A 13810-nucleotide genomic window follows, 5' to 3' on the forward strand; every position below is an offset into this window, starting at 1 on the left:
TTAGGCTAAGTAGCTGCCTAGGCGTTCTGATCTGCTAACGCTTGATCCACGACGGCGGGATCAAGCAGCTGGAAAATCGGCAGATCTTCAGGGGCGAACAGAAATCGCTGGCCAACTGCCAGCGTATCGGCAAACAGCCCGTTTTCGCTTTCGTCGCCTTGCCCAATCAGTTCGTGCAGAACTACTGACAGCAGATCGACTTTGCCATCAGCGTCGCCGCTCGCCAGCGCTTGCCAAGCGTTGACGCCGGTTGAGTTGAATTCTTCGTTCTCGGTGGGCGTCGAATCGACAAACCACCCACGTCCAGCGGCATTGCTATCGAGATAGAGAATGCCATTGTTGCGGTAGCTGATCTGAGATCCAGGCAAGTCAACGATCTGGAAAGAGGTTGGCGCCAGGCTAAATGCGACGCCCAGTTGGCTGTAAGCAGCCGAGATCATTTGGCTGGCCGCATCAATTACTGGCTGAGCAGCCTGGGGCGTCAGTTCTGTCGAATCGTCGACCGGCGAGTTGACGTCAACTTCCAACGGGGAATGCGAAATGGTCCCTGTTAGATAGTTAAAGTCATAGGCGATTGAATCTCCGTTGTCAGCGGCGACACTGGCTCGCGTTTCCCCTAGTTCTCGGACCAGCAACGAGAGATCGTAGGTGGTGACGACTCCATTGTTGTCAAAGTCCGCAAGCTGCGAATTGTTTGGATTGTTCCCAACATAGATGTCGCGGAATAGGTAGACGTCCGCCAGATCAACTTTGCCGTCGTCGTTTATGTCGTAGATGACCGGTAAAATTTTGGTTGTGGGCAACGACGTGACCGTAGCATCCAGCATTTCGGTATCAGCCGCTTGGATTTGAGTGTTGCTTACCGAAAAGAAACTGTCGAACGCAAGCCCTACGCTGTCGACCGCTAAACCGCCGTCAGCAACTGGCTGAAAGCGAATACGGGCCAACAAGACGCGCTCGCCTGATCCGAGCCCCGCGAGCGTCGATACAGCGCTGAGTCCCGTGATCTGGCCGGTCGTGCTATTAATGACCGGCGTGCTGTTTAGTTGAAAACCAGTTCCGGGCTCAATCTCAGACGGTTCAAAAAGGCCCGGCACAAATTGCATGTCGAGCGTTGCGGCGCTGACTCCTTGCGTCGAAATGCGATCGCTGTTGACCCAGACTTCGACCCAGAAAGAGTCCCATTCGTTGAGGTAAGCTTCGCTTGTTGGTAAGGCGACGGCGCCGTCCTCTGTCTTTTCACGCGAGACCGTAATGCCGAAGTCCTGGATATCGACAACCGATACCGAAACGGTGCCGATCGTGGTCGAGACCCCATTGCTGACGGTATAGGTAAATGTCTCTAGCCCCGTAAAACCGGGAGCGGGAATATATCGGATTTTGCCATCTTGAATGGCGATGACTGAGCCAGCGACAGAGGACTGACCTACCGCTTCGATTGTCAGGCCTTGGTTGCTGGACAAATATTGGTTGATTCGATCGTTGTTCAGCACATCCAGAATCGCGACGCTATCGATATCGACTTGGAATGAGTCAGCACCGGCCACAACCGCTGTGGTGGGCGACACATTAATCGTCATCGCCGCCGCCAGTCCAACGCCGCCATAGATGTTGTCGACTTGATACTGCAGCGTAAAGGAGCCGGAGTAGCCAACTGGCGCTACGTAATGAATGACGCCGTTTTGAATGCTCAGTTGGATGTCGGCCGGAGCCGACATAATCTCGAAGGTGCTTAGGTCAAACGCTGGGGCCGAAGCGACGTCGTTCGCCAGCGGAGAGAAGGTGTTGACTGAACCGGCGATCGTATCAAAGGTATCGCTCACCAAGATTGGTGCAGCGGAAGCCGAGATGGTAATGATTTGAAAGTCATATCTGGAGGAGACGCTGGTCTGGGAATCAGAGACGGCGACCATAATCTGGCCTTGGCCACGGAAGCTGGAAGGAGCTTGAATCGTGACAACGCCAGTCGATCGATCAACGGAGTAGATCAAGCCATTCTGGTTGAAGGATTGGTAGGCTACCCCCAGTGTATCCAGTTTGGCTTTGTCCATGAAATTCATCGCATTGCCGTTCGCGTCGTATCCGACCAGTTGGTAGGTCAGTACGCTGCCTGGATTCACGACCAGATTCGGGATTTCGCCTAAGTACGACAGCTTGTTTTCTGGATAAGGAAAATAGGCGACCGAAACCTGGCGGCTAAATGAACGCCCGCTCGCGTCGGTTGCTGTAATCGTCAGCGTGTCCGAGCCGGTGATGCCGGGAATAAAAGTGTTGAGTTTGACCAAGGCGTTTTCATAGTCTTGGAAGACTTCTACCTTCTCGATGATGACGTCCGAGAGCGGATAGTCGCTAGTCGTAGTGGGGACATGACTGATTGCTTCGCGTACCGCGTCTCCTTCGGTCAGATAGCCGAAGATCGTGTATTGGAAATCGAGCAAAGACCGTTGCGCACTATCGGTAATGAAAAACTGGGACGAGTTGGTATCGTCATACGACTTGGCCATTCCCAGAACGCCGCTGCGGTTGTAGCGGAGGTCAAAATCGTACTGATCATTGAATTTGGGAATCGAAGGATCGCCCATGCCTGTTCCCAGCGGATCACCCCCTTGAATCACAAAATCGGCGATGATGCGGTGGAACTTCAAGCCGTCATAGATGCCGGCTTGCGCCAGGGCAATGATTTGATCGGTCGCTAGATTGGCGTAGTCTTCCATCAGCTGGAATTCCATCACGCCAAAGTTTTTAACGGTGATCCTCAGGCTGCGCGTCTCTTGGCGAACTTCCGACAAGACAGTGCCGGTGCTGCTGGTCACCGTATAGGTCAACGGCTGACCAGTGGGCGAATAGCCATCCAGCGTGAGAAAGAGAGGTTCGCCAGCGTTCAGCGTGATTGGGGCGATTTCGGCAAGATACGGCGTGGTTGAGGTCGGAATGGAGACGCCGGTATACTGAACCAACTGGGCGATCGAAAGCGTTCCCTCGACCCGCGTCCCATTGGCGAATACCCATGTTGGCAACGCTTGAATGCCAAGTGACGTGCCGAGCGCATTCAGCGTACGGTTGGGGTTGGTAACTTCGATAAACGGCAGATAGCTTCCCCCTTCGCCAAAGATATTCTTTTGTTCGGTGCAATGAGGGCACCATTCGGCGCCGTAAAACTTGGCTCCGGTTGCGGTGATCGCTTTGGCCAATGCGATCATGTCGACGTTTTGATAGATCTGCCCGCCGATAAATAGGCTTTCCCCTTCCAGTTCGACTCCCGAAGCGTCAAACACTTCGCGGACCTCAAGTGTTTCGATCTGCCGTTGTGCATGAGTACGACGCGTTCCGGCTTTGGCCAAAAGCGGTTGGATTCGGACTTGCGAGCGGTACGCAGAGATCATCGCCAACGCACAAAGAGCGACAAGGCAGACGACAACAGCGACAGTGATTTCAGGCAGTAGCACGGCGGGAAACTCTTCGGGATTAAGGCAGTACAACCCAAGGGCGAGTCAAGATACGTTCCAGATTACATGGAATTGGAATACTGTCAAAACTAGATGAACGGTTCCCTCCATTCTATTGGACGAATAATGCTGGCAAGAAGTTCCGCTGGCAAGAAACAGGGCAATTTGCCTACTGGAGGGAGTTATTTGCACAAAAAAAGCGACAGCCAGGGGAGGCTGTCGCTGCAGGAACGCCGAACGACAAGCGCGCTTCGCCAAATTGGGCGAGACGCGAATTTGCTTGCCGCGGATGTGGATTTAGCCTTGCTGACGAACCGACGGCAGCATCCGCTTCTGGAAGTCGATTTCCAGATTGCCAAACGCCGCTTCATGACGCTGGACCGAAACCTGAAGTGCGGCCAGCATCCGCTTGGCCGTGTAGTAATTCAAAATGATTCGTTGACTGACCTTGATCGCGCCTTGCTGAACTCCGACCGGCTGCGTGTTTAACGCGAAGTCGATGATCAATTCTTCTGGCGTTCCGGTAACGCGACAGAAGTTGGCGTAGGACGCAATCAGCGCGCTTTCGTCTAACTCGACCTGCTGACGAGCTGGAGCAGCGGCTTTAGCAGCTTCGGGCGTGGTCAATTCTTCTTTTTCAGGGGCGTCGGCCATTGAGATTCGACTCCTTATGGGCATTGCGAAATTGAGCGGAGGTGAAACAGTTAACGATTAGCTTAGTCAGGCCGCTGGGGGATCAGATCGCCAAATTGACGGATCAGCAACGACTTTTGGAATTCGAGGTCGCCATAATCGCTAGTAGCGTTACAAGCGATAGCGGCGGCTACAGTTTGAAATGGAACGTGCGATTGACGAATCGCCAGAAGCGAACGCCGAGTGGTTCCCAGTCAACGAAGATTTTGGCGCGGCCTCGCAGCCCTACCGCCGTCATTGCTTCGGCATCGACGAGCGGAGCTTGCGCTGGGAATGTCGCGTTTTGCGGTCGAGCACGTCCTGAGAGCGGATCGGTTTCGGCCGCGAGTTCTCCTCCTTGCTGGACGGTCAAGCTGTTGGGAACAAATTCTACCTGCTTGTCGCCGATCTCGGCGAGCTGGGTTTCAAATGTCTTTCCAGGAAACGCATCCAGTTTGATATAGACCTTTTGATCCGGACGGACCAATTCTACGAAGTCTTGGTCGACGTAAATAACGGCTTCCATTTGATCGGACTGGCCGATTTGGCAGAGTGCGTCACTTGTCGTGACATAGGCGCCTTGGTTTTTCTCCTCAAACGGCGAGCCGGTCCAGGAAGGGAGCTGGCCTGATCCGGCTTGCGGGTCACGTCGGTCCGGAGACGGGAAAATAAAGCCGCTGGTTGGCGCCGGGACGTTGATCAATTGTTGTTCGGCGCGCTTCTTCTTTAATTGTTCGGACGCCGATTCCAACTGCTGGCGGACTTCCATGTAACGCTGCTCGAACGATCCGCCTGCGGTGTCTCCTAATCGCAAATGTTGCAAGCTGTCACGCAGTTTTGTCAGGCGTTTTTCTTCTTCTTCCAATTCCGCAATCTGCATCAGCAAGTCGTAGTTAACGACTCGCGCGAGTTGAGCGCCCTTTTCAACGCGCTGCCCAGGCTGGACGAGCATTTCTTCCAGCACGCCGGGCACTACGACGTAGGCGACCTCTGAATTTTCTGGTCGCACTTCGACTGGACAATTCACCCATTGCGGCAATGGAATCAGTGCGATTGCGGCGACAACGCCGACGGCCACGGCGACCGTCGCGAGCACGTTTTTACGTTTCACTTGCGACATTCTCCCCGGCACGTACATGAACTTGCCGAACTTCCAAAGGGGCATGACGACCAGCCCCCACAAACCCATGATGGCGATCGATTGACCGATAACCTTCAAGCCCATCGGCTCGAAGACTTGATTGAGAAAATACAGAATCGAAAACATCACAAACCAGCGATAAACGTTGGATGCGATCGTGTACAAGCCGAACGCTAAGCGATTGCGTTGCGGCAAAAATGGATCTTCCGGCTGTTCGATACCCAAGCACCACTGCGACATAGTACGTTGCAGGATTGTGCTTGCCTTCTGACGCATGTTCGGCACTTCCATGATGTCCGACAGAATGTAATATCCGTCGTACCGAAGCAGCGGGTTGCCGTTAAAGATAATCGTGCTGATCGAGCTGACGAACATCACCTGCAGGCACAAGTGATTGAGCAGACCGGGTTCGCTGAACCACCAGATGAACGTCGCTGTGGAAGCGAGAAAGATCTCAACATACATCCCCGCTGCGCCAATTGCGGCGCGATGCCATTTGTTGGGAAGCATCCACGAGTCAGAAACATTGCAATACAAGCAAGGAGTCAGCACCAGGAACATCACGCCCATCTCGTGGCATTCGCCACCAAAGCGTTTGCATGACAGCCCGTGGCCAAACTCGTGACAAATCTTAGTAACGGCCAATACGCTGCCCAGCATCAGCCAGTTGGACCATTCAGGGCCAAAGAACTCTTGGAATTCAGGCAATCGACTACGGAAGGTATCGTACTGAACCAGCACTAGCAGCAACGCCGAAAGTGCGTACGACAGTACAAAAATCATCGCCGGCATCGTAAAGAGCCAACGCGTGTACGGCATCAGGGCGTTCAGCAGCCATTCTGGATCGATTCCCTTAAAACGAATCGAGAGAATGTTTGACGCGGATTGGACCAGTTCATTCCACTTGCGATCGTCGCGGCGTTTCTTGAGCTGACGCCCTTGCTCTCGCGATTCGGCGATAATCAGCCCGCTGCGATGCAGCGTACCAATAAACTGCTGAAGATCGCGGAAGCCAATTTTTTGCGGCGCGTACTCTTTTTCAAATTTCTCTTTGATCGTTTCTAGCGAGGTATGCCCATCCAACATCATCAGGATGGCGTACTCTTCTTCCTGAAAACGAAAGTAATTGAGCCCCAGCGGTTCTTTCACAACCCAGTAAGCGCGCCCCTGATAATAATGCCGCCGAGCGGTAAGGTCAGGACGAGCGCGCAGCCCGAGCGAACGTGAGCTGCTAGCGATCAGACTGTCAGTTAGCGTGGCCAACGTTTTACTCGTTTAGTTTCCGGTCAGTGCGGCAGGCGTTTTCTCGTTCCGGCTGTGAAATCGCTCTAGTTCACGCTCTGAAACTTGCTGGCGTTCAGCGTGCACCGTGATTCCGGCGATGTCGCCTGGCGAGAGGGCCCAAAAGCCTGTGGCTCCCACTTTGTTTTCGACCACAGCCGAGATGTCGAACGCGCCAGTAGCGTCAATCTCGGGGCTGATAAAGTTGACAAAGCCAGAGAACTGCTGCAGGCCTGATGCGGTGCGAACCGAAACGGTGACAGGGCGGTGAATCAATTGCTCTGGATCGTGTACGTCCGCGTCTAGCGTTCCTTCGACTTTCAGCCATTGTAGACCGATGATCCGCATCAAAGGATCGCCGGGACGAACCCACTCTCCTTCTTGATGATAGACCTGCACAACGACGCCGTTGATTGGAGACTCGGTGCGGCAGCGATCCATGACCATCTGCGCCCCTTCCATTTCGGCACGACTTTCTGACGCGGCCAGTCCGCTGATTTTTTGGTTCATCGCAGCCTGTTCAATTTGAAGCACCGCACGCTGGTAGGCGAGCCAGGCTTTATCGAGCTGCATCTTGCTGATGGTGCCGCGACTTTCTTTGTTGCTTGCCTCAAAGACTTCATGTTCTTTCAGAGCGACTTCGGCGGCTTTGGTTGCATAGCGAACGTCGATGTCATTGGCTGCTTCGGTCGTCGCTTTATCGTGACGGAACTTGGCGATCTCGGCTTGCTTGGCGGCGGTACGATCATCAATCTGCGCCAGCAAGTCGCCATCGTTGACGATGCGGCCTCGATAAGCCGGAATCGTGACCAGCATGCCGGTTTCTTGCGCCGGAACATTAACCTGATCCAGAAGCGAAACCAGACAATGGTCGACGACGACGTCACCAGGGCTGGCGGAAGAGGCCGGCGTTTGTCCGACCGCTGCGGCGAGTAAAAGGATAGCGAGCGTCATTGAATCGTGTTCCTAGGGATCGGCTGTCTTGAGGAGGAGGAAGGCCAGGTCGGAAGCGGGTCAAGCGATGCGGTTCATTAGAACAGCACGCGAGACTGAACAAACTCCCACACCTCGTGCAGCCAGGTGTATCCCAGCGAGGCCGTACCGCAATTGATTTTGGCGGTAGCGGTGGCGCCGGTACGAAGCTGCGGCATGGCGGCCAAGAGTTTCTCTTTGTCAATCGCAACTTTGATGCGGACGATTTGTCCTTCATCGGGATCTGATTGGGCGAGTCGCTGAATTTCAATCAACTTCCCTTCGAGTTGCTGTCCCGGGTTGCTGGCCATGATGTAGGTCACTTCCAGATCGTCGCCCAACTCTTGTTGGGCGCTGACGATATGTTGCATGCGCTTCTCCGGCATTTTGACTTCCAGGATCCATTCTTGTTTCGGGTCGACGACCGTCATCAAGATTTGTCCCGGCGAGACCGGACGTTGCATCAGCGAGTCACGAACATCCCAGCTGACGATTTCGCCGGCGATCGGACTGCGAACCTCCAAGAACTCCTGTTTTTGAGCAAGCAGCGCTAATTGATCGGTGAGCTTGGAAATTTCCATTTCAGAGAGGGACAAGTCGATTGCTAGTTGACGCTTTTCGTCGTCATCTTTGGCGAAGTTGCGGCGATGGATTAGGCCGCGTAGCGACTGCTCTGCTTTGGACTGTTCGCCTAGCAAGCGTTCGTACTGCATGTCGAGATCGCGATTACGCAGCTTGGCGACAAGTTGGCCTGCTTCAATAAATTGACCATGGTTCACCGGAACGTCGATCACTTCCCCTTCTTCGCGGACGAAAATGTCTCGCTTCTCGACCGGAGTCAGCGTCGCCGGCCCAGAGAGTCGAAAGGGAACCTGAATCAGGCACAACGCCAGCGTGGCGGCAATCACGGCGACGACGACGCCGACTGTTTTCGGTAGATTGCGAGCTTCGACCAGCAGTCGCGATTTGGCGAGTAAACGCCAGAGCGGGGTCAGCGGGATATTGTTGTAATCGATCGCGTTCGCCAACGCTCGACAGCTATGCTCTGAGATCAGCTCGACTCCTTTACGGAATTCGGCCTGATTGGAGCTATCTTCAATTTGTTCGACGATCAAAGCACCTAGGATTTCTCCCCGGAAGTCACGTTCTTCTTCGCCTTCGATTTTCTCTGAGGCGTCGGTCGCATGCTCAGGACGACGCAGTGGAATGATCGCAATCGTCTTGGTGTGCGATTCATCGACATAGTCGTGAACGGCCGATTCTAATTGCGGCGACAGATCCTCGGTTTGACCGTTAAACCAAAAGGCTTCGCCGGTATCCATGACCGTTTTGGTCAACGCACCCAGCAAGACAATTTGATTGGAACGCGCGTCGAAGACATCTTGGCCGCTGACCGCTTCCACTTTCCAGCGACGTCCGCGACGCAACGCGACGCTGACGCGGTCACAGCCAATCAGGCGGCGCCCTTCGTTGGCGATTGTGTAAGCCGTTTGGCGGAGGTCCAGGTTCTCGTGAACGGCGCGAGAAAACTGCTCGATCTTCGCCCACAGCGATTGGCGGTCCGAGTAGTCTTTCAACTGGCGGGTCTTGAACCATTCGGTCGTTAGCCCGCACATTTGTTCAAGAAAGCGAAGATAGCCGCGCTGACTTGCCGGTTGCGAGTCAGGCCGCTGGAAGATTTCGATGACCCCTTCGACTTCTTGATCTTCGTTTTTGATCGGAGCGATCACCAACAGCGAGTTGGTCGGATTGCCGGAAGCGCCTTCTTCAATCGAACCCGACTGAGGAGCCATCAGTTGGCCCGGCGCCCCTTTGAACATTTCCTCGATCAATCGCAGGTGGCGAATGCCATCCGCGTCTTCTGGATCCACAAGACTGCGCGTTAGATTGACCTGATAGATCAACCGCGGACGGCGCTTCTCATCGTAGATCCAGACGGCGCCGCCGATAGCGGCCAGCGCCGAAACAACTTTCGGCAACATCTCGCGGAAGTAGTCTTCCGGGGGGACGTTTTGTTTCGAAAGCGCAGCGATCTCTTGAATCAGACTTCGGATCTGACGCTTCGTGCTTTCGAGTGACTCTGGATTAACCGAGGACGATTCGGAGGACATAGCAGATTGTTGATTCATCGAGATTATGTGAGGGGGATTGGGAACCCGGCTTGGGGGCTCCAACATCAGAATCTTACTACCCACCTTACCAACGGCGAGCGAAAACCGAAATCGACGTATTTCAAATCCAATTCAGATCTTGGGGTAATCGTCGTTGATCTCACGCATCAATCTGATTTTGCGGATCGTTGCGAACGTAACGAGAAGCCGCAATTGAACTTAAATACGAAGCTGGGAACGCAATCGTCCAAACAAATGAGACGTTTTAACGCCGGTTTTCGTTCCGATGGGGAGGAAATTAAGGACTGTAACGTTAGTCTGGGGAGTCTAGGTAAGGATCCTGGCCCATTTCACGGTGCATTTTCTTTCGCATCTTTTCGTGGTAAAGCAGTACCTTGCGATCGCCGAAGTGCTTCCGTTCGATCCTCCGCTGCGCTTTTCGAAACAGGGATGCGTAACTATTCAGCTCACCGTTGGCGTTTTCACCGATCTTTGTGAGCTTCTTCGCGCGGATCGGACCGTATCCAATTCGCAGACAATCGTCGTCAAGCGACATGTATTGCCGGACACTTCCGGGATCCCCCTGACGTCCGCATCGACCTACTAGCTGCCGATCAATGCGGGCCGAGTCATGCAATTCGGTGCAGATGACATGCAGCCCACCGAGATCTTTGACCTCTTGCGACAATTTAATGTCGGTGCCGCGGCCGGCCATATTGGTGGCGACGGTCACTTTGCCGACTCCGCCAGCGCGACCGACGAGCTCGGCTTCGATCGCCACATGCCGCGCGTTGAGGACTTCGTGAGCGATCCCTTCGGCCTCTAAGAGCTTGGCCAAATGCTCACTTTTTTCGATGGTGCGCGTGCCGATCAAGATCGGGCGACCAATCTCATGAATTTCGCGAATTTCTTGGATGATCGCTGCCCACTTAGCCTCTTCGGTGCCAAACACGCGATCAGACCAGATCTGGCGCTGGACCTTGCGGTTGGTAGGACAGCGGATGACGTTGATCTTGTAGATCTTCTTGAATTCAGCCGCCGAAGTGGACGCGGTGCCGGTCATTCCACCCAGATGCGGATAGCGAATAAACATGTCCTGAACAGTGATCCGCGCCGCTTGTCCGGTGGCGACGGTGACTTCGATTTTTTCTTTCGCTTCGATTGCTTGATGGATGCCGCCGCTCCATTTTCGCCCTTCGGCCAAGCGTCCGGTGGATTCGTCGACGATTACAATTTCGCCATCATTGATGACGTAATGCTGATTGAAGTGGAAGTCGCGAGCAACCTTGATCGCGCGCTCGATGTAGTCATAGAGATCGACCAAGCCGACCGGATCGAGTTCCGGCGGTTTCGTCAGTCGACGAACCAGCAGGCGTCCTTCGATCGTCAATTCGACCGACTTCCGGTCGTGATCGTATTCGTATTCGTCATCTTCGGCGAATTCTTCCGCCATTTCGGCCGCCCAGCGATAGCAGGCGACCGCCCGTTCCTCGGCTTCTCCGGGGATCGAGCTAATAATCAGCGGCGTCCGGGCATCGTCAATCAATACGCTGTCCGCTTCATCGACCAGGCAGTAATAAGCGCCGCGTTGGACAGGCTGTTCGTTTTGTTCTTCGTCTTTGGACATCAGGTTGCCGAGTACGCCGAGCCCTTGTTCGCGAGTTTGGCGAATCAGCAAGCGATCGCGGAGAAAGTCGAACCCAAATTCTTTGGAGGTGCCGTAAGTGATATCGCAGGCATAGGCTTTGCGGCGAACATCCGACGTCATTTGCCCCTCGACCACGCCGATTGACATCCCCAGCATCTCGTACAGCGGCGCCATGATCTCGGCGTCACGTTTGGCCAGATAGTCATTGACCGTGGCCAGATGAGCCCCGTTGCCGGGAAGTGCATACAAATACATCGGGAGCGTCGCCGTCAGCGTCTTGCCTTCGCCGGTCTCCATCTCGGCGATCGCACCGTTGAACATGATCATGCCGCCGATCAACTGCACATCGTAGTGGCGCATTTGAATCGTGCGTCGTCCCGCTTCACGCACCAGTGCAAAGGCTTCTGGCAAAAGTCGTGCTAGCGTTTCGCCACTCTTGGCGCGATGGCGCAGGCCCAGGCTGTACTTGCGGAGTTCGCGGTCCGATTTGGGTTTGAACTGTTGCTCAAAGCGCTCGATCTTGGGGAGCTCAGCTACAAAGCGTCCCAGACCGCGTCCCGTGACCCAACTGTAGGCTTGAGAGATCGGATCGGCTGAGAAAGTGCGTGATTCGGCGATTTGCGTCGACATAGGCTCTTCGGGAAGGGGTGTTCGCAGCTACTTAGTATGACTTCCGACTGCGAAGGTTCCCACCGCTGGGTCGACGGAAACCTGGGGATTGCCGTCGTTAAAATAGGCAAGATCGATACGGCGCCGGATTTGGCGTCAAAATTTGCGCAGTTTCCCCGGCTTGGCATTTGACCCTGCGCAACAGATCGATAATTCGGTTTATGACGACCGCCGGGTGCTTTTGCTTAATCGCTACAGGTAGTTTCGCCGACATCACTAATACGTCCAGAACAACCGCACTACGCTCGGTGAGTGGAAGCGGTTCGCCCTGCGGCGGACAAGAGAAGCTGGCGACGCAGTTAACCGCTGCGAAGCACCGAAACCACCTTGAATTCGCCTCATGCTTGCGGCTTACTCCGCATCGCCCCGGCGCATGGCATGAAAACGTTTGGCAGTCGTAGCGTGCGAGCAAAGATCATGAAGCCCAAAATGTTGATTCTCTCGACGGCCTTATCCGCCGTCGCGCTATTCTCGACGCAAGTCGGCGCGCAATCGCCGTACGCACCGGGCTATCCGCCACAAGCGGCTCCGGCGTATGGACCACCAAGCGGCTACTCCAATATGGGTGGCGGTTTTGCGATGCCGTATGGTCCGATGGGACCTGCGCCCGGCTATGCAGCCGCACCGGTCGGATACCAAGAAGGTGCTCCGATTGAATATGCCGACCCCAGCATGCAGCAAATGCCGCAAGCCGATTACGGCGACTACGGTCCCCAGTCGGCTTACGACCAAAGCGTGCTAGAAGGCTCGCCGTATGCCGAAACTTGTCAGGACGCGTCGTGCAACGGTGGCGATCTTCCGCCACGCGTTTACGGCTCGGCCGACTTGCTGGTCATGTGGCGAAAATCCTCAAATTTACCGCCGTTGTTGACGACCAGTGCTCCGGCGGATGAGGGGGTCATCGGTGCTCCGACAACGCAAACGCTGTTCGGCGGTAGCGAAAAAGGAGGCGCATTAACCGGCGTGCGACTCACCACAGGTTTGTGGCTAGACAACTATCAAAATTGGTCAATCGGCGGTAACTTCCTGGCGCTGGGACGCGAAGTTTTGGGGACCAGCACGACGTCGGATCAATTCTCGACGCTCGCCTATCCGTTCTTCAACACCAACACCAATGCCAACGGCTCTTTTGTCGTAGCGTTGCCGGGGGCAGGCACCAATGCGGCCGACGATACGACGGTAAATATCCGGAAGACGAACAATTTTTATACCGGCGACTTCTTTTTGACGAAGCACATCATTACAAGTCACGCGAATCGCGTCGATTTTATCACCGGCTATAGCTTTGCTCGGATCGACGACGCCTTGGCGATGAATACGATGTTTACGGCAAGAAACGGGGGTGGCGCCTTTCCGTTGAATTCGCAGGTCACCACTTCGGACAACTTCTTAGCCAAGAATGAGTTCAACGGCGGTCAGTTTGGTTTTATCTTTGACTTCCAAGATGGTCCATTTACCTGGCGTGCTCTAACCAAACTAAGCGTTGGTGGTATGCATCAGCGGATGGCGATTAGCGGCAGCCAAACGATCACCGATCCCTTTGGTGGACCGTCCACGACCAACGGCGAAGGTTATTACGCTCGTACCTCGAATATTGGTGACTATCAACGAGACGTATTCTGCTATATCCCAGAAGTGAACGCCAACTGCATCTACGCTTTAAACGGGAACATCGACCTGAAAGTCGGCTGTACTTACATCTATGTCAGCGATGTCGCTCTGGCCCAAAGCGGCGTGACTGGTTCGCTCAACCCGAACGGCGGATCACCCGTGTATTCGTTTGACAGCGACGACTACTGGGCGTTGGGCGCCACGTTTGGTATCGACTTCCACTACTAAACTGCAGTGGATCTAGACAAGCAAAAAGCTG

At 54.5% G+C, this 13810-nt stretch carries 7 protein-coding genes; 1 reads left to right on the top strand and 6 read right to left on the bottom strand.

All coding sequences use genetic code 11. The features are described 5' to 3' along the window. Positions 1–17: 17 nt before the first annotated feature. The 6 genes from SH421x_RS11290 to SH421x_RS11315 all read right to left on the bottom strand — a co-directional run bounded on the left by SH421x_RS11290 (position 18) and on the right by SH421x_RS11315 (position 11901). Positions 18–3446 carry a peptidylprolyl isomerase gene (locus SH421x_RS11290; protein WP_488855683.1) on the bottom strand — a complete coding sequence of 1143 codons (3429 nt, stop codon included), beginning with the start codon at positions 3444–3446 and terminating at the stop codon, positions 18–20. 297 nt (positions 3447–3743) lie between these two features. Further along, positions 3744–4100, bottom strand: a complete 357-nt coding sequence (locus SH421x_RS11295; protein WP_488855685.1) for a DUF3467 domain-containing protein — start codon at positions 4098–4100, stop codon at positions 3744–3746. 169 nt (positions 4101–4269) lie between these two features. Then, positions 4270–6522 carry a hemolysin D gene (locus SH421x_RS11300; protein WP_488855686.1) on the bottom strand — a complete coding sequence of 751 codons (2253 nt, stop codon included), beginning with the start codon at positions 6520–6522 and terminating at the stop codon, positions 4270–4272. Between the two features lie 12 nt (positions 6523–6534). Further along, positions 6535–7494, bottom strand: coding sequence for an efflux RND transporter periplasmic adaptor subunit (locus SH421x_RS11305; protein ID WP_488855688.1), 960 nt, complete (start codon positions 7492–7494; stop codon positions 6535–6537). A 77-nt stretch (positions 7495–7571) separates the two neighbouring features. Further along, complete coding sequence (locus tag SH421x_RS11310) at positions 7572–9623, bottom strand: GAF domain-containing protein (RefSeq protein ID WP_488855689.1); 2052 nt, start codon at positions 9621–9623, stop codon at positions 7572–7574. Positions 9624–9936: 313 nt separating this feature from the next. Further along, positions 9937–11901: a preprotein translocase subunit SecA gene (locus SH421x_RS11315; RefSeq protein ID WP_488855690.1), complete on the bottom strand. Its 1965-nt coding sequence runs from the start codon at positions 11899–11901 to the stop codon at positions 9937–9939. 366 nt (positions 11902–12267) lie between these two features. On the opposite strand from SH421x_RS11315, the gene SH421x_RS11320 reads away from it, so the two are divergent. Further along, positions 12268–13779 carry a BBP7 family outer membrane beta-barrel protein gene (locus tag SH421x_RS11320; protein WP_488855691.1) on the top strand — a complete coding sequence of 504 codons (1512 nt, stop codon included), beginning with the start codon at positions 12268–12270 and terminating at the stop codon, positions 13777–13779. Positions 13780–13810 lie beyond the last annotated feature (31 nt).

It is taken from the genome of Blastopirellula sp. SH421 (assembly GCF_057808535.1).